The 21,086-nt window shown below is 72.1% G+C and carries 19 protein-coding genes; 7 read left to right on the forward strand and 12 right to left on the reverse strand.

What is annotated here, in order from left to right; translation table 11 throughout:
• Genes OG456_RS16305 through OG456_RS16315 form a run of 3 tightly spaced genes read right to left on the reverse strand, consistent with a single transcriptional unit; the run spans position 1 to position 3,667 of the window.
• Positions 1 to 1,755: an L-aspartate oxidase gene (locus OG456_RS16305; protein ID WP_266561619.1), complete on the reverse strand. Its 1,755-nt coding sequence runs from the start codon at positions 1,753 to 1,755 to the stop codon at positions 1 to 3.
• Positions 1,752 to 2,741, reverse strand: coding sequence for a pantoate--beta-alanine ligase (panC, locus tag OG456_RS16310; RefSeq protein WP_266561621.1), 990 nt, complete (start codon positions 2,739 to 2,741; stop codon positions 1,752 to 1,754). Before panC ends, OG456_RS16305 begins: the two co-directional genes overlap by 4 nt.
• On the reverse strand, positions 2,738 to 3,667 hold the full coding sequence (locus OG456_RS16315; RefSeq protein ID WP_266561623.1) for a Rossmann-like and DUF2520 domain-containing protein: 930 nt from the start codon (positions 3,665 to 3,667) through the stop codon (positions 2,738 to 2,740). The genes panC and OG456_RS16315 overlap by 4 nt, the downstream gene beginning before the upstream one ends.
• Positions 3,668 to 3,801: 134 nt before the next feature.
• On the opposite strand from OG456_RS16315, the gene OG456_RS16320 reads away from it, so the two are divergent.
• A complete protein-coding gene (locus OG456_RS16320; protein ID WP_266561625.1) occupies positions 3,802 to 4,992 on the forward strand; it encodes a low specificity L-threonine aldolase in 1,191 nt (396 codons plus the stop codon).
• Between the two features lie 44 nt (positions 4,993 to 5,036).
• On the opposite strand, the gene OG456_RS16325 is transcribed toward OG456_RS16320, so the two are convergent.
• Positions 5,037 to 5,255 carry a hypothetical protein gene (locus OG456_RS16325; RefSeq protein WP_266561627.1) on the reverse strand — a complete coding sequence of 73 codons (219 nt, stop codon included), beginning with the start codon at positions 5,253 to 5,255 and terminating at the stop codon, positions 5,037 to 5,039.
• A 232-nt stretch (positions 5,256 to 5,487) separates the two neighbouring features.
• Here OG456_RS16325 and OG456_RS16330 point away from each other — a divergent pair, with 232 nt between their 5' ends.
• Positions 5,488 to 6,594: a DUF5937 family protein gene (locus OG456_RS16330; protein ID WP_266561629.1), complete on the forward strand. Its 1,107-nt coding sequence runs from the start codon at positions 5,488 to 5,490 to the stop codon at positions 6,592 to 6,594.
• 13 nt (positions 6,595 to 6,607) lie between these two features.
• Here the strand turns inward: OG456_RS16330 and OG456_RS16335 are convergent, their stop codons facing one another.
• A complete protein-coding gene (locus OG456_RS16335) occupies positions 6,608 to 7,282 on the reverse strand; it encodes a response regulator transcription factor (protein WP_116511490.1) in 675 nt (224 codons plus the stop codon).
• A gap of 54 nt (positions 7,283 to 7,336) precedes the next feature.
• Positions 7,337 to 8,539: a sensor histidine kinase gene (locus OG456_RS16340; RefSeq protein WP_266561637.1), complete on the reverse strand. Its 1,203-nt coding sequence runs from the start codon at positions 8,537 to 8,539 to the stop codon at positions 7,337 to 7,339.
• A 118-nt stretch (positions 8,540 to 8,657) separates the two neighbouring features.
• Between OG456_RS16340 and OG456_RS16345 the strand changes: the two genes are divergently transcribed.
• Positions 8,658 to 9,683, forward strand: coding sequence for an SAM-dependent methyltransferase (locus OG456_RS16345; RefSeq protein ID WP_266561639.1), 1,026 nt, complete (start codon positions 8,658 to 8,660; stop codon positions 9,681 to 9,683).
• Here OG456_RS16345 and OG456_RS16350 read toward each other — a convergent pair.
• Positions 9,648 to 10,799: an NADH-quinone oxidoreductase subunit D gene (locus tag OG456_RS16350; RefSeq protein ID WP_266561641.1), complete on the reverse strand. Its 1,152-nt coding sequence runs from the start codon at positions 10,797 to 10,799 to the stop codon at positions 9,648 to 9,650. The genes OG456_RS16345 and OG456_RS16350 overlap by 36 nt on opposite strands.
• Before the next feature lie 31 nt (positions 10,800 to 10,830).
• Between OG456_RS16350 and OG456_RS16355 the strand changes: the two genes are divergently transcribed.
• Together OG456_RS16355 and OG456_RS16360 are read left to right on the forward strand one after the other, a co-directional pair.
• Positions 10,831 to 11,343, forward strand: coding sequence for a PH domain-containing protein (locus tag OG456_RS16355; protein ID WP_266561643.1), 513 nt, complete (start codon positions 10,831 to 10,833; stop codon positions 11,341 to 11,343).
• On the forward strand, positions 11,340 to 12,686 hold the full coding sequence (locus tag OG456_RS16360) for a PH domain-containing protein (RefSeq protein ID WP_266561645.1): 1,347 nt from the start codon (positions 11,340 to 11,342) through the stop codon (positions 12,684 to 12,686). The genes OG456_RS16355 and OG456_RS16360 overlap by 4 nt, the downstream gene beginning before the upstream one ends.
• 130 nt (positions 12,687 to 12,816) lie before the next feature.
• Here OG456_RS16360 and OG456_RS16365 read toward each other — a convergent pair whose 3' ends face one another.
• From OG456_RS16365 to OG456_RS16380, 4 genes are all read right to left on the reverse strand, one after another.
• The gene (locus OG456_RS16365; RefSeq protein WP_266561647.1) at positions 12,817 to 13,866 is read right to left on the reverse strand and encodes a hypothetical protein; all 1,050 of its coding nucleotides are present in this window, start codon (positions 13,864 to 13,866) and stop codon (positions 12,817 to 12,819) included.
• 129 nt (positions 13,867 to 13,995) lie between these two features.
• On the reverse strand, positions 13,996 to 14,973 hold the full coding sequence (locus tag OG456_RS16370; RefSeq protein WP_266561649.1) for an ABC transporter substrate-binding protein: 978 nt from the start codon (positions 14,971 to 14,973) through the stop codon (positions 13,996 to 13,998).
• Between the two features lie 119 nt (positions 14,974 to 15,092).
• Positions 15,093 to 15,773 carry an ABC transporter permease gene (locus tag OG456_RS16375; protein ID WP_266561651.1) on the reverse strand — a complete coding sequence of 227 codons (681 nt, stop codon included), beginning with the start codon at positions 15,771 to 15,773 and terminating at the stop codon, positions 15,093 to 15,095.
• Complete coding sequence (locus OG456_RS16380; protein WP_266561653.1) at positions 15,770 to 16,549, reverse strand: ABC transporter permease; 780 nt, start codon at positions 16,547 to 16,549, stop codon at positions 15,770 to 15,772. Before OG456_RS16380 ends, OG456_RS16375 begins: the two co-directional genes overlap by 4 nt.
• Before the next feature lie 184 nt (positions 16,550 to 16,733).
• Between OG456_RS16380 and OG456_RS16385 the strand changes: the two genes are divergently transcribed.
• On the forward strand, positions 16,734 to 17,882 hold the full coding sequence (locus OG456_RS16385; protein WP_266561655.1) for an ABC transporter ATP-binding protein: 1,149 nt from the start codon (positions 16,734 to 16,736) through the stop codon (positions 17,880 to 17,882).
• Between the two features lie 55 nt (positions 17,883 to 17,937).
• On the opposite strand, the gene OG456_RS16390 is transcribed toward OG456_RS16385, so the two are convergent.
• The gene (locus OG456_RS16390) at positions 17,938 to 19,053 is read right to left on the reverse strand and encodes an esterase family protein (protein ID WP_266561657.1); all 1,116 of its coding nucleotides are present in this window, start codon (positions 19,051 to 19,053) and stop codon (positions 17,938 to 17,940) included.
• A gap of 185 nt (positions 19,054 to 19,238) precedes the next feature.
• On the opposite strand from OG456_RS16390, the gene OG456_RS16395 reads away from it, so the two are divergent.
• The gene (locus tag OG456_RS16395; RefSeq protein WP_266561659.1) at positions 19,239 to 21,056 is read left to right on the forward strand and encodes a phosphatidylglycerol lysyltransferase domain-containing protein; all 1,818 of its coding nucleotides are present in this window, start codon (positions 19,239 to 19,241) and stop codon (positions 21,054 to 21,056) included.
• The last annotated feature ends 30 nt before the right edge of the window (positions 21,057 to 21,086 follow it).

Below are 21,086 nucleotides of genomic sequence, written 5' to 3' on the forward strand. Positions count from 1 at the left end.
TCACTGCTCCTGCTGGTTTGTACGGCACTCGGGGCGGGTCGGGGGGAATTCTGCGGTGGGCGTGGTGTGCACGGCCAGCGTCCGGTCGGGCTTCAGCCGTACGACGATGTGGCGGCGCCATGCCGCGTCGTCGCGGTCGGCGTGGTCCTCGCGCCAGTGGCAGCCGCGGGTCTCCTCACGGCGGCGGGCCGCGGCGACGAGGACGCGGGCGACGCACAGGAGGTTGGTGGCCTCCCAGGTGTCGACGCCGGGCTCCGAGGTCTTGCCGTTCTCCGCGAGGGCGCCCGCCGCTTCGGCGTGTATGCGGCCGAGTCCCGCGGCGGCCTCGGCGAGGGAGTCCGCGGAGCGCAGCACGCCGGCGCCCCGCGTCATGACGCGCTGGATGGCGAACCGCGCCTCGGGCGGCATCAGGGCGTGGGTCGGGGTCTCCGGGTGCGGGACGGGCGCGGGGACGCGCGCGTCGAGACCGTTCTCCCGGTGGCTCGCGGCGATGTCGTCCGCGATGCGCTCGGCGTAGACCAGGCCCTCCAGGAGGGAGTTGGAGGCGAGGCGGTTCGCGCCGTGGACGCCGGTGCAGGCGACCTCTCCGCACGCGTACAGGCCGGGGACCGTCGTGCGGCCCTGGAGGTCCGTGCGGACGCCTCCGGAGGCGTAGTGCGCGGCGGGCGCCACGGGGATGGGCTCGGTGACCGGGTCGATGCCGTGGGCGCGGCAGGCGGCGAGGATCGTGGGGAACCGGGTCTCCCACATCTCGGCGCCGAAGTGCCGGGCGTCCAGGTACATGTGCTCGGCGCCCAGCTCCTGCATGCGCCGCATGATGCCCTTGGCGACGATATCGCGCGGCGCGAGCTCGGCCAGTTCGTGCTGGCCGACCATGAAGCGGACCCCGTCGGCGTCGACGAGGTGGGCGCCCTCGCCGCGTACGGCCTCGGAGACCAGCGGCTGCTGGCCCTCCGCGTCCGCGCCGAGGAAGAGCACCGTCGGGTGGAACTGGACGAACTCCAGGTCGGAGACCTCCGCGCCCGCGCGCAGGGCGAGCGCGACACCGTCGCCGGTGGAGACGTGCGGATTGGTGGTGGCGGAGAAGACCTGGCCCATGCCGCCGGTCGCGAGGACCACGGCGGGCGCGAGTACGGCGCCGACGCCGTCGTGCTGGCCCTCCCCCATGACGTGCAGGGAGACGCCCGCCGTGCGCCCGTCGGCGTCCGTGAGGAGATCGAGCACCAGGGCGTTCTCGACGGTCCTGATGCCACGCGCGCGTACCGCGTCGACGAGGGCGCGGGAGATCTCGGCGCCGGTGGCGTCGCCGCCCGCGTGCGCGATGCGGCGGCGGTGGTGGCCGCCCTCCCGGGTGAGCGCGAGGGCGCCGTCGGCCGACTCGTCGAAGTGGGCGCCGGTCGCGATGAGCCGCCGTACGGCGTCGGGTCCCTCCGTGACGAGGGTGCGGACCGCTTCCTCGTCGCACAGGCCCGCGCCCGCGACGAGCGTGTCGTCGAGATGCTGCTCGGGGGTGTCGCCCTCGCCGAGCGCCGCGGCGACGCCGCCCTGTGCCCAGCGCGTGGAGCCGTCGTCGAGGCGGGCCTTGGTGACGACGACGGTCCGCAGTCCGGCCGCCTGGCAGCGCAGGGCCGCGGTGAGTCCGGCGACACCGGAGCCGACGATCACGACGTCGGCGGTGACGGACCAGCCGGGCGCGGGCGCGTGCAGGCGTATGCCGGTCGCTGTACCGGTGGCTGTGGTCCCTGTGGCACTCATACGGGAGCTCCGAAGGTCAGGGGGATGTTGTCGATCAGCCGCGTCGCACCGACCCTGGCGGCGACGGCGAGCACGGCTTCTCCGGTGTGGCCGCGCTTCACGTCGGTGAAGTCGGCCGGGTCCACGAGGGCGAGGTAGTCCAGCGTGAGCGGCGGCCGGACGCGGGCGGCCTCGTCGAGGACCTGGCGGGCCGCGGCGCGGACGGCTTCGGGGCCGCCGGGCGACGCCTTCGCGACGGCGTGCGCGTCGGCCGCGGCACGGGCCTCGCCGATCGCGTTCAGGGCATCGGCACGCGCGTGCGTGGAGGGCGCCTCGTGCGCCCGCGCGCGCAGGGCTTCCTGGGCGGCGTGCCGGTCGCGGCCGGCGAAGAGCGCCTGGGACAGGGCGAGCGCGGTGCGCCGCTCTTCGGCGGAGAGGTAGCGGTTGCGGCTGGAGAGGGCCAGGCCGTCGTCCTCGCGCACGGTGGGTACGCCGACGATCTCCACGGGGAAGTTCAGGTCGCGCACCATGCGGCGGACCAGCGCGAGCTGCTGGGCGTCCTTCTGCCCGAACAGCGCGATGTCGGCCGCGGTCAGGTGCAGCAGCTTGGCGACGACGGTGAGCATGCCGTCGAAGTGGCCGGGCCGCGAGGCCCCTTCGAGGCGCTCGCCCATGGGGCCGGCGACGACGCGGACCTGGGGCTCGCCGCCGGGGTAGACCTCGTCCGCGGAGGGCGCGAACACGACGTCGGCGCCCGCCTGCTCGGCGATCTTGACGTCGGAGTCGAGGGTGCGCGGATAGCGGTCGAGGTCCTCGCCCGCGCCGAACTGGAGCGGGTTCACGAAGACGGTCGTCACCACTTCGCCGTCGGCACCGGCGATCGAGCGGGCCGTGCGGATCAGTTCGGCGTGGCCGTCGTGCAGGGCGCCCATCGTCATGACGACGGCGCGCCGGCCCGCACGTGTGCGCGAGCGCAGTTCATCGGCGGTGTGCAGCACTGTGGTCATCGCTTGTCTCCCTCGGCGCCGTCGGCCAGGACCCCCAGCAGGTCCTCGGCGAGTTCGGGCTTGAGCAGGCCGTGCGCGAGGGCACGGTCGGCGGTGGCGCGGGCCATCGCCAGATACCCGGCGACGGTCTCGGGCGCGTGCTTGCGCAGCTCGGAGACATGGGCGGCGACCGTGCCCGCGTCCCCGCGCGCGACGGGCCCGGTGAGCGCCGCGTCGCCGGACCTGAGGGCGTTGTCGAGGGCCGCGCCGAGCAGCGGGCCGAGCATCCGGTCGGGGGCTTCGACGCCCGCGGTCCGGAGCAGTTCCATGGACTCGGCGACCAGCGTGACCAGGTGGTTCGCGCCGAGGGCGAGCGCCGCGTGGTACAGCGGGCGGGACTCCTCGCGGATCCACTCGGGCTCGCCGCCCATCTCGATGACGAGCGCCTCCGCGGCGAGCCGCAGTTCCTCGGGGGCGGTCACGCCGAAGGCGCAGCCGGCCAGCCGCTGTACGTCTACGGGGGTGCCGGTGAACGTCATGGCGGGGTGCAGCGCGAGCGGCAGGGCGCCGGCCCGCAGCGCGGGGTCGAGCACCTTCGTGCCGTAGCGCCCCGAGGTGTGCACGATCAGCTGTCCCGGGCGTACGGAACCGGTCTCGACGAGCCCTTCCACGAGGCCGGGCAGCGCGTCGTCGGGCACCGTGAGGAGCACGAGTTCGGCGCGCGCGAGGACCTCGGCGGGCGTGACGACGGGGACGTCGGGCAGCATGCGGGCGGCCCGGCGCACGGATGCGTCGGAGACCGCGGAGACGGCGACCGGGCGGTGCCCCGCGAGAGCCAGGGAGGCCGCGAGGGCGGGACCGACACGGCCCGCGCCGACCACTCCGACGGTGAGCCGGGCGGGGCGGTCCCTTGGGTCGGTGGGTTCGGGTCGAGGAGGTGCGTTCACAGGACGACGGCCTTCCGTTCCAGTCCGCTCGGGGTACCGGACGATTTCTCGTCATGTTAACGCGATCTGCTCCACGGGCTCCGGCCCGTCCACAGGCTGTGGGCAACCGCACGCGCGTACGACATCATCGGCGGATGACGGAAAGCGAAGAGCGGGAGAACCTCGCGGCGGACGACGCGACGAAGGCGCGGGAGCGCCGTGCCGCGGCCGTGCGGGGCGCCGAGCGGATCCTGGGCGCGCACGGCCTCGATGCCACCATCGGTGAGCGTCTGACGGCCCTCACGGAGGCCGCGTGGTCGGTCGCCGACCCGGGCCGGAGCAGCGATCTGTACGGCGACGGCATCGTCGCCGACCTGGAGGAGCGCGTCGCGGGGCTCCTCGGCACGGAGGCGGCGGCTTACTTCCCCACCGGCACGATGGCGCAGCAGGTCGCGCTGCGCTGCTGGGCGGGCCGTACGGGGAACCCGACGGTCGCCCTGCACCCGATGGCACACCCGGAGCGGCACGAGCGCGGCGCCTTCAGCGCGCTGAGCGGCCTGCGCACCGTCCACCCGACGACCGAGCCGCGGCTGCCCGACGCCGACGAGGTACGCGACTTCGCCGAGCCCTTCGGCGCGCTGATGCTCGAACTGCCGCTCCGGGACGCCGGTTATGTCCTGCCCACCTGGGACGAGCTGGTCGCCGTCACCGAGGCGGCCAGGGAACGGGACGCCGTCGTGCACTTCGACGGGGCGCGCCTGTGGGAGTGCACCACCCACTTCGGGCGCTCCCTGGCCGAGATCGCCGACCTCGCCGACAGCGTGTACGTGTCGTTCTACAAGACCCTCGGCGGCCTCAGCGGAGCGGCGCTCGCCGGGCCCCGGTCGTTCATCGAGGAGGCGAAGACCTGGCGCCACCGCTACGGCGGCCAGCTCTTCCAGCAGTTCCCCGCGGTGCTCTCGGCCCTGGTCGGCCTGGAGCGGGAACTGCCGCGCGTGCCCGAGTACGTGGCCCACGCGCGCGTGGTCGCCGAGGCGCTGCGCGAAGGGTTCGCCGAGGCCGGGGTGCCGTGGGTGCGGGTGCACCCCGAAGTGCCGCACACGCACGAGTTCCAGGTCTGGCTGCCGTACGCCTCGAAACGGCTCGACGAGGCGTCGGTGCTGCAGGCCGAGCGGACCCGGACGTCGCTGTTCCGGCGCTGGTGGGAGCAGGGCCCTCCGGGGCTTTCGGTCACCGAGGTCACGGTCTCCGCGCGCGGGCTCGAATGGACCGCCGACGACGTCCGCGCGGCCGTCGCGGACTTCGTGGCGCTGATCCCCCCGGAGACCGCCGCCCAGAACGCCTGACCGGCGCAGCCTGACCTGACCGGCGTCCGTCAGGGGCCGGCGGGTCAGCAGCCCGCCGCGCGGCGGTGCGGGTGGATCAGGCGGGCCAGGGCGGCCCGGATACGGCCGTGCGCCGGGCGGCCGTCGATGACAGCGCGGAAGCGGCGGTAGTCGCGCAGCTCGCGGATGGCTCCCCAGTCGTGGACGCCCGGCGCCGGCGGGGCGGGCTCCCCGTGCAGGGAGGCGCGGTAGACATCCAGTGCGTACTGCTGATTGATGCTCATGACGTACCCCTCACTGGTCTTCTCATTGTCACGTCATGACCCGGAATACGGCTATTCGGAGAGCTTTATTCGCTTTGCAGAGCTTTATTGGCACTGCTTGGCATTCATCACTCTTTGCCGCTTCGGTCCGACCTAAAGGAGACTCCGCCCGGCGCCCACGCCCGGTCACGTGGATTGACGGGAGCCGTCAATCGAGAACTCGGTTGTCCGGCCCTGCGTGCACCATGGAGTCATGAGCGTGAGCATCGACATCAGCGGGCTGGCCCCGGAGCGGATCAGTGTCGTGCCCTCGCCCCTGGCCGAGCTGGGCATGGCGCTGCACGCGCTGGCCGAGCCCGCGCACCACCCGGGGCTCCAGGGCTGGACGACCGCGGTGTCCGCGCGCCTCGACCCGTGCCTCGCGGACCGGCTCTGCGAGGCGGACTTCCTGTGGCGGACGACGTTCTCGGACGTGTTCGCGCCGTTCGCCGGGATCCCGGGCCGGGCCACCCTGCCCGGTGCCACCCTCGCCGAGGAGCTCGACCTGCTCGACAAGCTGACCGACCGTCAGTTCGTGGACGCGGCACTGGAGTTCACCTGCCAGAACAGCTACGCGCTGCGCGAGGCCAACCCGCTGGACGACCCGGACATGCACCGTCGCGCCCTGGACCTGGCGGCCACGCGCGGGCTGCCCCAAGTCCAGTTCACCCAGCGGCTCCTGGACGACCCGCCCGCCGTGCGCGCCTGGTTCCGGCGGCTCGTGGAGGACTGCGAGGAGGCGTTCTTCGCGGACATCTGGGCCCGCGTCCACCACCAGCTCGCGGCCGACGCCCGGCACAAGACCGAGCTCCTGAGGCGCAAGGGCCTGGCCGAGGCGCTGACGGCGGTGTCGTCGGTCGTCACGCTCGACGAGACGGCGAACCTGATCACCGTCGACAAGATCACCGTGGGCCGCACGACCACGGAGGACGGCGGCCTCGTCCTCGTGCCGACGAGCCTCGGCTGGCCACACCTCATGGTGCTGCACCGCTTCGGGTGGCAGCCGGCGATCACGTATCCCGTCGGCTCGCCCGGCCTCACCACACCGGCGACCGTCGAGCAGCTCACGCGCCGGATGACGGCCCTCGCGCACCCCGTACGCATGCGCCTGTGCCGCCACCTCGCACGCGGCGCGTACACGACGAGCGAGCTCTCCGACGCGCACGGGATGACGGCACCGGAGATATCCCGCCACCTGACCGTGCTCAAGAAGGCGGGCCTGATCACCACGCGCCGCCGGGGCCGCTACGTCCAGCACCAGCTGGATCTGACGGCCGTCGCCCGCCTGGGCAGCGACTTCATCGAGGGCGTACTGCGCTGACCGCTCGGGAAGGTCAGGCAGCTCCGCCGCCGGCCCGTACGAGCCCCGTCTCGTAGGCGAGTACGACGACCTGGACGCGGTCGCGCAGGTTCAGCTTGGTGAGGATGCGGCCCACGTGCGTCTTCACGGTCGCCTCCGACAGGACGAGCCGTGCGGCGATCTCGCCGTTCGACAGTCCCTGTGCGACGAGGATCATGACCTCGCGCTCACGCTCCGTGAGCCGGCCGAGCTCGGCGAGCTGCGGCTCCTTCCCGGAGCTGGGCAGCATCGGCGCGAAGCGGTCGAGCAGTCGCCTCGTCGTCGACGGCGCGACCACCGCGTCGCCGCTGTGCACGGCCCGGATCGCGCCGAGCAGCTCGCCGGGCGGCACGTCCTTGAGCATGAACCCCGACGCCCCGGCCTTCAGCCCCGAGAAGGCGTACTCGTCGAGGTCGAACGTCGTCAGGATGAGCACCTTCGGCGGGTTCTCCTCCATGCAGATCCGCCGGGTCGTCTCCACGCCGTCCAGCTTCGGCATGCGGACGTCCATCAGGACCACGTCGACCGCCGTGCCGCGCAGCACCTCCAGCGCCTCGACCCCGTCGCCCGCCTCGGCGACGACCTCCATGTCCGGCTGGGCGTCGAGCACCATCCGGAATCCGGTGCGCAGCAGCACCTGGTCGTCGACGAGCATCACGCGGATCGCCATGAAGGGGGTCCCTTTCGGTACGTGTACGGGGTCGGGTTCAGTACGTGTCCGGCGTCAGTGGGCGGGCTTGAGCGGCAGCAGCGCGCTGATCCGGAATCCGCCGCCGGGGCGCGGTCCCGCGTCGAGCGTCCCGCCGACCATACCGACGCGCTCCCGCATGCCGATGAGTCCGTGCCCGCGGCCGTCGGCGCCCCCGTCCTCGTACAGCTCGTGCGGGGCGCCCTTGCCGTCGTCCTCGACGAGCAGGCCGAGGCCGTCGTCGAAGTAGACGAGCCGCACGCTCGCGCCGGCGTTCGCGCCGCCGTGCTTACGGGTGTTGGTGAGCGCCTCCTGCACGATGCGGTACGCGGTCAGCTCGACGCCGCTGGGCAGCGGGCGCGGGGTGCCCTCGACCTTGAAGTCGACGGGCAGGCCCGCGGTGCGCACCTGCTCGATCAGCTCGTCGAGCTGCTCGACGTCGGGCTGCGGCACGTACTCGCCGCTCTCCTCGTGCTCACCGGTGCGCAGCACTCCGAGCAGGCGCCGCATCTCGGCGAGCGCCTGCCGGCCGGTCCCGGAGATCGTCTCCAGGGCCTTCCTCGCCTGCTCGGGAGCCGTGTCCATGACGTACGCGGCGCCGTCCGCCTGCACCACCATCACCGACACGTTGTGGGCGACGACGTCGTGCAGCTCGCGCGCGATCCGGGCCCGCTCGGCGGCGACGGCGACCTTCGACTGGGCCTCGCGCTCCTTCTCCAGACGCGCGGCGCGCTCCTCAAGCTGCGCCAGGTAGGCGCGGCGCGTGCGGACGGAGTCACCGAGCACCCAGGCCAGGGCGAACGGCACCATCTGGAAGACCGTGATCAGCACGTTGCCCGCGCTGCTCGTCTCGTGCATCGGCCAGCGCAGCTGCGAGAGAGGCGCCGCGCACAGGCCGCCGATGAGCGCGAATCTCGACGCCCAGCGCGGGCTGTCCGCCGCCACGGTGTAGATGATCACCAGCATGGCGAAGTCGGCCGGCTGCACGCGGACGTCCGCGACGAGCTGGAAGACGCCCACGACGGCGATGAGCATCAGCATCCGCTCGGGAGCGCGCCTGCGCAGGGCGACGGCCAGGCTCAGCGCCAGGACGACGGGGATGCCCAGGAGGCGGGCGTCGCCCTGCATGTTCTCCTGCCCCGCGATCAGACTCATGCCGGAGACCCCGAGGAGGACGACGGCCCAGAAGCTGTCGACCCACGTCGGGTGTCGGCGGAAGAAGTCGTAGAGGCGCTGCACGTAACCCAGCGTAAAGAAGCGTGCAGTGTGCAGAGGTCAACCGGAGGATCGATCCGAGTACCGCCCGCGTACTCCCCAAGGTGGAGGCCGACCCCTTCTCCGGCCCTAGCCTCTCCCTGTGACGAACGAGCAGTGGGGTGCGGGGCGTGGGTGGCGCGAGGCGACGGAGGAGGCGCTGTACGGGCCGCGCGGCTTCTATCGCAGGCCCGAGGGACCCGCGGGGCATTTCCGCACGTCGGTGCATGCGTCGCCGCTGTTCGCCGGGGCCGTCGCGCGGCTTCTGTGCCGGGTGGACGAGGCACTCGGGGGCACGTCGGAACTCGCCTTCGTGGACATGGGCGCGGGCCGCGGCGAGCTGGTGACAGGCGTCCTGGGGGCGTTGCCCGCCGAGGTGGCGGCCCGCACGCGCGCGTACGCGGTGGAACGGGCGGAGCGTCCCGCCGGTCTCGACCACCGCATCGAGTGGTGCGCACACCCCCCGAAGGGGGTCACCGGACTCCTCTTCGCGAACGAGTGGCTCGACAACGTCCCCCTGGACGTCGTCGAGGCCGACACCTCCGGAGTGCCGCGCCACGTCCTCGTGCAGCAGGACGGGACCGAGGAGCTCGGGGAGCCCGTGGTGGACGGGCCGGAGGCGGAATGGCTCGCCCGGTGGTGGCCGCTCGCCGGTGAACCGGGGCTTCGCGCGGAGATCGGCCTCCCCAGGGACGCCGCCTGGGCCGCGGCCACTGGGACGCTGGAGCGCGGTGCGGCGGTCGCCGTCGACTACGCGCACTCCCGGGATGCCCGGCCCCCCTTCGGGACGCTCACGGGCTTCCGCGAGGGCCGTGAGACCCCGCCCGTGCCGGACGGCTCGTGCGACATCACGGCCCATGTGGCACTCGACGCGTGCGCGCTCCCGGGCGCCCTGCTCCTCACGCAGCGCGCGGCCCTGCACGCCCTCGGGGTGAGCGGCGGCCGTCCGCCGCTGTCGCTCGCCTCCAGCGATCCGGCGGCCTACGTGCGGGCCCTGTCCGGGGCGGGCGAGGCCGCCGAGCTGACCGCGGCGGGCGGGCTCGGCGACTTCGGCTGGCTGGTGCAGCCCGTGGGCGTAGGCGTGCGGGACCTGCTACTTGTCGATGTCGCCGACGACGAAGAACAGTGACCCGAGGATCGCCACCATGTCCGAGACGAGCGTGCCGGGCAGCAGCTCGGCGAGTGCCTGGATGTTGTTGTACGAGGCGGACCGCAGCTTGAGCCGGTAGGGCGTCTTCTCGCCCTTGCTGACCAGGTAGTAGCCGTTGATCCCAAGCGGGTTCTCGGTCCACGCGTACGTGTGGCCCTCGGGCGCCTTGAGGACCTTCGGGAGGCGCTGGTTGACGGGGCCGGGCGGCAGCTCGGCGAGCCGGTCCAGGCAGGCGTCGGCGAGGTCCAGGGCGTTGTGGGTCTGCTCCAGGAGGACCTCGAAGCGGGCCAGGCAGTCGCCCTCGCGCCGCGTGACGACCTTCAGGGTGTCCTGGAGCTCCCCGTACGCGAGGTACGGCTCGTCGCGGCGCAGGTCGAAGTCGACGCCGGAGGCCCGGGCGATCGGACCGCTCACTCCGTAGGAGTGCACCGCCTCCGGGGACAGCGCGCCCACGTTGCGCGTGCGGCCGCGGAAGATCTCGTTGCCGAGGACCAGGTCGTCGTACACGTCCATGCGCGAGCGCACCGAGGCGACCGCCCCACGCGCGCGGGTGGTCCAGCCGGCCGGCACGTCCTCCTTGAGGCCGCCGACCCGGTTGAACATGTAGTGCATGCGGCCGCCGGACATCTCCTCCATGACGTTCTGGAGTTCCTCGCGCTCCCGGAAGGCATAGAACACCGGGGTGATTCCACCCAGTTCGAGCGGGTACGAACCAAGGAACATCAGGTGGTTGAGGACCCGGTTCAGCTCCGCGAGCAGGGTGCGCAGCCACACCGCGCGCTCAGGGACCTCCATGCCGAGCATCCGCTCGACGGCGAGGACGACCCCGAGTTCGCTCGAGAAGGCGGAGAGCCAGTCGTGGCGGTTGGCCAGCATCACGATCTGCCGGTAGTCGCGGGCCTCGAAGAGCTTCTCCGCGCCGCGGTGCATATAGCCGATGACCGGCTCGGCCTGCTGGATGCGCTCGCCGTCGAGGACGAGGCGCAGGCGCAGCACCCCGTGCGTGGACGGGTGCTGCGGGCCGATGTTGAGCACCATGTCGGTGGTCTCGGCGGCGCCGCCGATGCCGACCGTCGTCTCCGTCGTGGGCGTCATGGGAACAGTGTCTCGTACGTAGGGTGGGTGCATGGAAACGGGGACTGAGGGGACGGCGGCTCCGAGGGCGGGAGCCGGGGCGGAACCGGTGTGGACCGGGCTCCCCAGGGGGCTGCTGAAGGTGCGCAGGCTGCTGCTCGTGCTGTGGCTGGTGCCGCTGACGGCGGCGGTCGGGGTGCTGCTCGGGGTGTTCGCCGGCGGCGTGTGGGCGGCGTTCGCGCTGCTGCCGCTCGCCGGGCTGCTGTGGGGATGGCCGATGCTCGGGCGCAACTGGCGCTCGTGGCGCTACGCCGAGCGCGCCGACGACCTGCTGATCAGCCGGGGCGTCCTGTGGCGTGAGGAAACGATCGTGCCGTACGGGCGCATGCAGCTCGTCGAGGTCACGTCCGGGCCGCTCGAGCGGAAGTTCGGGCTCGCGAGCCTCCAGCTGCACACGGCGGCCGCGGCGACCGACGCCACGATCCCCGGCCTGACGCCCGCCGAGGCCGAGCGCCTGCGCGACCGGCTCACCGAACTCGGCGAGGCCCGATCGGCGGGGCTGTGACCGCCCCGGACGTCCACGAGGACGTACGGGACCAGGATCTGTCCGCCGAGGCGCGCGAGCGGCGCCTGCACCCCGTCACGCCGCTGCGCCGGGCCTGGGCGCCCGTCGCGATCGTCCTCGGCTGGGCGGTCCACGACCTGAACGAGGCGCAGCGCAGGCTCGCCCAGCTCACCGCGACCACCCTCCTCATCGGCATAGCCGTACTGATCCCGGCCGCCGCCCTCTACGGGTTCCTGACCTGGTGGTTCACGCACTTCTCCGTCACCGACGCCGAACTGCGCATCCGTACGGGCCTGCTGTTCCGCCGCACCGCCCACATCCGGCTCGACCGGATCCAGGCCGTGGACGTCACCCAGCCGCTGCTCGCCCGCTTCGTGGGCGTCGCCAAGCTCAAACTGGACGTCATAGGCGCGGACAAGAAGGACGAACTCGCCTATCTCGGCGAGCGCGAGGCCCGCGAACTGCGCGCCGAACTGCTCGCCCGCGCGGCCGGGTTCGCGCCCGAGACCGTGCGCGACGTCGGCGAGGCACCGGCCGAGCAGATCCTGCACGTGCCGCCCCGCATGCTCGCCGTCTCACTTCTGCTCACCGGCGGGCCCTGGGCGATGCTGCTCGCCGCGGTCGTCGTGCCGGCGCTGCTGTGGTTCGCCACCCACAACCTGTGGACGGTGCTCGCCGTGGCCGTCCCGCTCGCGGGCGGCGCCGGCACGAACAGCGTGGGCCGCTTCATCAAGGAGTACGACTGGACGGTGGGCGAGTCGCCGGACGGCCTGCGCATCGACCACGGCCTCCTCGACCGCGACCACGAGACGGTGCCGCCGGGACGGGTGCAGACCGTACGGATCGTGGAACCGCTGCTGTGGCGGCGGCGCGGCTGGGTGCGCGTGGAACTGGCCGTGGCCGGCTCGTCGAACTCCGTCCTTGTGCCGGTCGCGCCCCGCGAGATCGCGGAGGGCGTGGTGGAACGGGTGCTTCCCGGGGTGACGGTGCCGGGCGCGGAGGCGCTGACCCGGCCGCCGAAGCGCGCGGCGTGGTGCGTGCCGGTGTGGTGGCGGGGCTACGGGCTCGTGACGACCGACGCGGTGTTCGTGTCCCGGCACGGTCTGATGCGGCGGCGGCTCGCGCTGGTGCCGCACGCGAAGGTGCAGAGTGTGCGGCTCACGCAGGGGCCCTGGGAGCGGTTCCGGGGCGTGGCCGACGTCCATGTGGACACGGGCGCCGACAAGACAGTGACGGCCCGGCTGCGGGACGCCGGGGAGGCGGCGGAACTCCTGCGCGCCCAGGCGGACCGCTCACGGACGGGACGGAAGGTGGCACGGCCCGACCGCTGGATGGCCCCGTGAGGGCGGCGGCATGGCGATGGGGCGGGGCCTCGGTGTGTGTCACACCGAGGCCCCGCCCCCTTTACGTCGTCCGTGCTTACGCCTCCGCCGTACGTGCGCCCGCCGGAACCTACGCCCGCATCGCTGGAACCTACGCCCGCATCGCTGACCGCAGCTCCGCCACGTCGATCTGCTCCGTCTCGTCGTGAACGGTCAGGTCGATGACCTGACTGACGCCCTCGCCCGAGGTCGTGGCGTCGGCCTGCTTGAACTCGGCCTCGGCGTCCGCCTTGTGGAGCGCGAGCGCCTCCTCGCCGACGACGTCCGCGAGGTCGGTGTTCTGCACGGCCTCCAGGGCCGCGGGCGCCACGCCCTTCGTACCGAAGAAGTCGAATCCGCCCTCGACCAGGGGCCGCCGCACCGCCGCGGGCGGCACGACCGCCGCCGCGGCCGGGACGGTGAAGTGGCCGGGGACGCCGGACGGCAGGGCGGCCACGTGCTCGTGCTCCTGTGCCCGGGCCGCCTCGGGCTTCCCCTGCGGCTCACCGCCCTCGGGAGCCTCGGCCTTCGGGCCGCCGCCCCGCGGGGGGGTCGCGGCGCGCGCCATACGGTCGAGCGCGGCGTTCGCCCGCAGATAGAGCACCGGAGAAGTCACCGGCGCGCCGGTGGACGTGGCGCGCTGCGCCGGGACGAGCTCGGCGCCGGGTGCCGGGGAGGCGGCCGCGGGCAACGCACGCGCCGGGGCCGAGGCCTCTATCGCGAGCTGCCTGCGGCCCTCCAGGGCGCTGGCCCGCTCCGTCTCCGCGGTCGCGTAGCGTCGCAGCAGGGCCGCGTGCTCGTTACGCAGGGCCGCCAGCTCCGTGCGCTTGCCGCGCAGCTTCGCCTCCATCTTGAAGCGCAGCTCACGCGACTCCTCGAGGTCCGTCTCGAGTTCGGCGACCCGCTCGTCGTGGCGCCATTCGTCGCTCACCCGCGACCGGTTCAGCTCGGCGACGCGCTTGCCCGCCAGCCGGTCCCAGCGGCGCATGACGACCGCGCCCACCACGGCGGCGCAAGCGGCGGCACCGACCAGGCCGCGCAGCACGAGCGGCTCCGCGGTCAGCCAGGCGCCGGCTGCGCAGACGAGCGGGACGCCTGCGATCGCCGAGGGGGGAAGCAGCCTGTGCAGGGGTGGGGAATGGCGGTGACGTCCACGTGGCATGGCCAGAAACTTACCGCGCGTAGGCGAATCGTGGTGCCCCGGCAGCCAAAATCCCGTGGTCTTCTGTCCCGCCACTCCCCTTCACCCCTGAACTCGACGCCTTTGCCGATCAGCTCCCGCGCGGACCGTTCAGTTCTTCAGAAGCCCCTTCGACTGGAGATACTCCTTGGCCACATCGGCCTCCTTCTGGCGCTCCGCGTCGACCTTCCGGTTGAGCTCGACGAGATCGTCGGTCGTCAGCGTCTTGGTCAGCTTCCCGAGTACGACGGCTATCGCCTTGTCGCCCGCGTCCTTGGTGTTCACGACCGGAACGATGTTGTCCGCGTTCTGGAGCTTCTTGTCGTCCTCCAGGAGCACCAGGCCGAAGTTCTTCAGCGTGGCGTCCGTGGTGGTCGTCAGAACCAGCTGGTCCTCACCGTTCTTGACGGCCTGCTTGGCCTGCGTGGTGCCGACACCCTTGGGGTCGATCCCGCTGACCTTGATGCCGTACGTCTTCTCGAGACCCGGGGCGCAGAAGGGCCGCTTCTCGCATTCGTCACCGGCCGCGATCTTGACCTTCTGGCCGGACTTGCCGAGGTCCGAAAGGGTCTTCACATGGTGCTGCTTCGCGTAATCCGCACTCACCGCGAAGGCGTTCTGGTCGACGGCCTCTCCGGCGTCGAGCACGGTCAGTCCCTCGGGCCCGGCGAGTCCGCGCAGCGCGGTGACAGTCGCATCAAGATCACTTGAGGCGACGGGCTTGGCGTCCGCGCCGTTCTTCTTGAGATTGAGGAATTCCGCGAGCGTCGCCGCGTATTCGGGAACGACGTCGATGGCGCCCTTGGCGAGCTGGGGCTCGTAGATCTCGCGGTTCTCGACGGTCTTGACCGAGGCGGAGTATCCGGCGTCGGCCAGAACCTGCTTGTAGAGCTCCGCCATCACCTTCGACTCGGTGAACCCGGCGGCGCCGACGACGACCGTGCCCTTCTTGCCGCTCCCCTCCGAGCCGGAGCCGGCCTTGTCGCTCTTGCCGCCCTCCAGGCTGTCCCCGCCGCACGCGGTGAGTCCGGTCGTGAGCGCTCCGACGGCGACCGCCGCCACGGCGATCCGTCGCGTTCTGCTGTTCATCGTTGTCCACCCAATCGAAAGCCGGAATGATCGAAATGCCGTAACGAGATATCAAGTTGGCGTCCCGCCCGCCGCGGCGCCCGTCGGGGGTTCAGCCCGCCTCGCCGCCCGAGCGGATTTCAGCGCGCCACGCCGGAGCGGCCCTTCATCGGATTCAGAACCCGCCCCGCGCCCGCCAGGACGCCCTCCACGAGCAGCGCGAGCAACGCCACCAGGACCGCGCCGGCGACCACCTGAGGGGTGTCCTGGAGGTTGAACCCGGCCGTGATGATCCGCCCGAGCCCGCCCTTGCCGGCCATCGCGGCGAGCGTCGCCGTGGCGATCACCTGCACCGCCGCCAGCCTGACCCCGGTCATGACCATCGGGTACGCCAGCGGGAGTTCGACCCGCCGGAACACCTGCCCCCCGCTCATCCCCATCCCCCGCGCCGCCTCCACGACGGCCCGGTCGACCTCGCGCATCCCGATGTAGGCGTTGGTCAGCAGCGGCGGCACCGCGAACAGCACGAGCGCGATGAACGTCGGCAGGTCCCCGTGCCGGCCCAGCGGTGTCAGCGTGAGCAGGACGAGCACCGCGAGCGTGGGCACCGCGCGGCCCGCGTTCGAGATGTTGACCGCGAGGCCGCCGCCCTTGCCGATGTGCCCGAGCCACAGCGCCAGCGGCAGGGCGATCAGGCAGGACACGGCGAGGGTGACGCCGCTGAAGTACAGATGCTCGGCCAGGCGGTGCCACACCCCCTTGTCGCCCTGCCAGTTGGCCTCTGTCGTCAGCCAGTCGTAGGCCCCCGATATCGCGCTCATGCCGCCTGCGCCGCCTTCTCCTTACGTCGCTCCGTGTCGCCGGAGCCGCCATCCGGGCGGTCCGGACTGCCGGAGCGGTCCGTGCGTCTGCGTATCCGGGACGTCCCGGACGCTACGCGGGTCCAGGGGGTCAGCCGGCGCTGGAGGCCGAGCAGCAGCAGATCGGCGCCCACGGCGAGGAGCACGCACAGTACGGACGCCGTGAGCACCTGGGCCTTGAAGTCGCTGTCGAGCCCGTCCATGATCAGCGTGCCCAGGCCGCCGTAGTCGACGATCGCGCCGACCGTCGTCAGCGCGACCGTGGAGACCGTGGCGATGCGCACGCCCGCGAGCATGGCGGGCAGCGCCAGCGGCAGTTCGACCTCCCACAACAGCCGGACCGGCCCGTACCCCATGCCGCGGGCCGCTTCTCTCGCCTCGTCCGGCACGGCCTGGAGGCCGGCCAGGAAATTCCGCACCAGGATCGTCAGGGTGTAGAGGACGAGTCCGGTGATCACGAGCGAGGCGGAGAGCCCGAACAGCGGGAGCAGCAGCGAGAACATGGCCAGCGACGGGATCGTGTAGAGCACCGTCGTCAGGCCGAGCACCGGGCCCGCGAAGGCGCGCCGGTGCCGGGCCAGGAGGGCCAGCGGGAAGGCGATCAGCACGCCGATCACGACGGAAGCGGCCGTGATGCCGATGTGCTGGACGACCGCGTCGACCAACTCCGGCCTGCGGGTGCGCAGGTATTCCCCGCACACCCACTCATTGGTCACCATGCAATTGGGACTGCTCACCCGCCCCACCTCCCCCGAATCCCCGTACATATGTCTCGAAACCGCTCGCGCGAGCGCCTGATTCCGACTGCGGACGACCCTAGCCCCCACCACTGACAATCGCCGAGACCCCTCGTCACGACGCAACATGGCCTTCACACAGCGGCCGCCCACAGGCGGCGACTGCCCGGCACAATGGGGACCCATGATCCGGTTCGAGCACGTCACCAAGCGCTACGCCGACGGGACAACGGCCGTCGACGACCTGTCCTTCGAGGTGAACGAGGGGGAACTCGTCACGCTCGTCGGCCCGTCGGGCTGTGGCAAGACCACCACGATGAAGATGGTCAACCGGCTCATCGAACCGAGCGAGGGCCGGATACTCCTCGACGGCGACGACATATCCGGCATCGACCCGGTCCAACTCCGGCGCCGCATCGGCTATGTGATCCAGCAGGTCGGCCTCTTCCCGCACAAGACGGTCCTCGACAACACGGCGACCGTCCCGCATCTCCTCGGCGTCAAGCGCGCCAAGGCCCGCGAGCGCGCCGCCGAACTCCTCGACCTCGTCGGGCTCGACCCGCGCACCTTCGGCGACCGCTACCCCGACCAGCTCTCCGGCGGACAGCGCCAACGCGTCGGTGTGGCAAGGGCGTTGGCGGCGGATCCTCCCGTACTCCTGATGGACGAGCCGTTCGGCGCGGTCGACCCGGTCGTGCGCGAACACCTGCAGAACGAGTTCCTGCGCCTCCAGCAGGCCGTGCGCAAGACGGTCCTGTTCGTCACCCACGACATCGAGGAGGCCGTCCGGCTCGGCGACCGGATCGCCGTGTACGGGCAGGGCCGGATCGAGCAGTTCGACACCCCTTCGACCGTCCTCGGCGCCCCCGCGACCGAGTACGTGGCCGACTTCGTCGGCGCGGACCGCGGCCTCAAGCGCCTGTCCGTCACGCCCATCGAGGAGAGCGACCTGGAGCAGCCGCCCGTCGTGCATCTCGACGACCCGCTGCCGGCGAAGCTCGACGCCCCCTGGGCGGTGGTCCTCGACGGCGACAACAACCTGCACGGCTGGATCTCCGCGGAGCACGCACGCGTGCACAGCGGTACGGTCCGCGAGCATGCCCGCCGCATGGAGGCGTGGCTGCCGGTCGGCGCCTCCCTCAAGCAGGCGTTCGCCACGATGCTCCAGCACGACGCGGGCTGGATCGCCGTCATCGACGAGCACAGCGAGGGCCGCTTCCTCGGCGTCCTCACCCCCGCGCGACTGCACGAGGCGCTGCGCCGCTCGACGGCGGCGGACGCCCGGGACATCCCGCGCGCGGAGGTCGAACTGGAGACGGTGACGGGGGCCTGAGGGCGTGTGAACCCCGAAGCGTGAGCCCCTGAAGACCCCGATGCCCCCGGATCCCCTACTCCGTGATGCGCGCGCTCACCCACGCCAGCGTGGCCGGGATCTCGCGGCGCCAGGTGTTGAAGTTGTGGCCGCCGCTGTCCAGGACGATCGACGAGATACCGGTGGGCGGCTTCACCTCGCGGATGAACCTCATCGTGTTCCCGTAGTTGCTCTCGCCCCGCCTGCTCGTGGTGACCAGCAGCGACGTGGCGGGCGGCCTCCCGTGTTTCAGGGTCCACATCAGGTCGGCGTGCCGCTCCAGTGCCTCGTCGCCGTGGAAGAGGTCGCCCGTGGTGGGGTCGACGGGCGCCTTGTAGTACGCGGACAGGCCCGCCCCCGCGCCGTAGACCCGGGGGTGGTGCATGGCGATTTTCAGGGCGCAGTAGCCGCCCGTGGAGTCGCCCACGATGCCCCAGCCGCCGGACTTCCTGTTGACCCTGTAGTGCGCCGAGATGACCTGGGGCAGGTCCCGGGCGAAGAACGTCTCCGTCTGCGGGCCGCCCGGCACGTCCACGCACTCCGTGTCCCGCGGCGGCGCCACGGTCGGGCGCATCATCACCAGGATCATCGGCCGCATCGCGCCCGCCCTGGCCTGCTCGTGGGCGGTGGTCGGGTAGCGCAGTCCCTTGATGAGCGCCTCGGCGGTGCCGGGGTAGCCGGTGAGGACGACCGAGGCGGGGAAAGTGTGGTCCCTGTAGCGGCCCTTGAAGTACTCGGGCGGCAGATAGACGTACGCGGACGTGGCGATGTGCGAGTGCTTCCCGACGATGTCGACCTTCTGGATCTGGCCGCCGACCTCGGGCCGTGAGCCGCCCGGCACGTTCACGTACCGCGTGCCGAGCACCTGAAGGGGACCCCGGGTGCTTACTGCGCCGAGGTCGGTGACCACGCCCTGGCCCTGCTCCCGCCCGAGGAGGTCGTCCCACGTGGCGTAGAACCCGAACGCCTGATTGGTGCCGAGTCCGACCGAGAGGAACAGCGCTAGCTGCGTCGCGAGCAGCAGGCCCACCCGCCCGCCGACGGATCCCCAGGTGCGGCTCGCCAGGCGTGGCCACAGCCAGACCGTGCCGGCGAAGAGGAGCACGGCCAGTACGACCGAAAGCGCAAGGACCTTGCTGCTCGTGAGACCCATCGTGCTGTAACCGCCTGCGCTTTCTGGCTTCTGAACCTTTTCCACCGGTTTACCTGGCCGAGTGAACCCGCCTCCCACAAGTCCCGTCCTAGAGGGCGCAATGTGGCCGGATGCCGGAAATGGCACCGGCTTCGAACTCTCTCGCGGAACTACGGGATGCGATGTCTGTCAGGATAGATGCCGATATGCCAGGCGGGGTTCCCGGCAGAACCCAGCATCTGCGCCGGATACTGCGGGGCCCCCGGCCCGAGGCCGTCCCCACCCTGATCGCCCGGGCCTGCATCCTCGTCGGACTCCTCGACATCGCGGCGGGCGTCTTCCCGCGGTTCCGGCACAGCCGCATGCACGCGCTGGCCGAGGTCCTGCCCGGCGCCCTCGGCCCGTTCGCGGCCGCACTCGCCATCAGTACGGGCGTCCTGCTCCTCCTCCTCGCACACGGGCTGCGCCGCCGAAAGCGGCGGGCCTGGCGCGCGGCCGTGGTGCTCCTGCCCCTGGGCGCGCTCGCGCAGTTCGCGTACCGGCACTCCCTGTTCGGCGTGCTGATCCCGCTCGTACTGCTCACGATGCTGCTGCACCACCGGAGTGAGTTCGCGGCGCTGCCGGACCCGCGCAGCCGCTGGCGGGCGCTCGCGAACTTCGTGCTCATGGGCGCCGGTTCGATCGTCATCGGCCTCGCCATCGTGAGCGCCCACCCCAAGAAGCTGGTGGGCGACCCGAGCCTGTCCGACCGTCTGGAACACGTCCTGTACGGCCTGTTCGGCATGGACGGACCCGTCGACTACGCGGGCCGCACCTCCTGGACCGTGGCCTGCTCGCTCGGCGCGCTCGGCCTGCTCACCGCGCTGACGACGATCTATCTGGCGTTCCGCCCCGAACACCCGGCCGCACGCCTCACCGAGGACGACGAGGCGCGGCTGCGCTCCCTCCTGGACAAGCACGGCGCCCGGGACTCCCTCGGCCACTTCGCGCTCCGCCGCGACAAGGGGGTCGTCTTCTCGCCCAGCGGCAAGGCGGCCGTCTGCTACCGCGTCGTGTCGGGCGTGATGCTCGCGAGCGGCGACCCCGTCGGGGACGTGGAGGCGTGGCCCGGAGCCATCGAGCGGTTCATGGACGAGGCCAAGGCCCACTCATGGACCCCGGCCGTCATGGGCTGCTCCGAGACGGGCGGCGAGGTCTGGACCCGCGAGACCGGCCTCGACGCACTCGAACTGGGCGACGAGGCGGTGGTGGACACCGCGGATTTCTCCCTGGCCGGGCGTGCGATGCGCAACGTACGCCAGATGGTCAAGAGGATCGAGCGCAATGGCTACGAGACCCGGGTGCGGCGCATCCGTGACCTCGGCGACCAGGAGTTGGAGCGGATCAGGCGCGCCGCCGACGACTGGCGCGGCACCGACACCGAACGCGGCTTCTCCATGGCGCTCGGCCGCATCGGCGACACCGCGGACGGCGACTGCCTGGTCGCCACGGCCCACAAGGCCGACGACCCGGCCGGCCCCCACGGCGACCTGAAGGCTGTACTCCACTTCGTCCCCTGGGGCACCGACGGCGTCTCCCTCGACCTGATGCGCCGCGACCGCGCCGCCGACCCCGGCATGAACGAACTCCTCATCGTGGCCGCCCTCCAGGCCGCTCCGAAGCTCGGCATCACGCGGATCTCGCTGAACTTCGCGATGTTCCGCGCCGCCCTCGCGCGCGGCGAGAAGATCGGCGCGGGCCCGGTCCTGCGGGCCTGGCGCGGGCTGCTCGTCTTTCTGTCCCGCTGGTTCCAGATCGAGTCGCTGTACCGGTTCAACGCGAAGTTCCGGCCGCGCTGGGAGCCCCGCTTCCTGGTCTACCGCTCCCCGCGCGACCTGCCCCGGATCGGCTTCGCCGCCATGCAGGCGGAGGGCTTCGTGAACCTCGGCATGCCGCGCGTCCTGCGGCGGCGTACGGCCGCGCCCCGGCCCTGCGCCCACGACGGCGCGCCCGACGGCGGTGAGCGCGGCGTGCGGGCCGCCTGAGGCCGGTCCGGTGTCCGGCCGTGGCACGGC

The organism is Streptomyces sp. NBC_01446 (genome assembly GCF_026340095.1).
Lineage (GTDB): Bacteria > Actinomycetota > Actinomycetes > Streptomycetales > Streptomycetaceae > Streptomyces > Streptomyces aureus.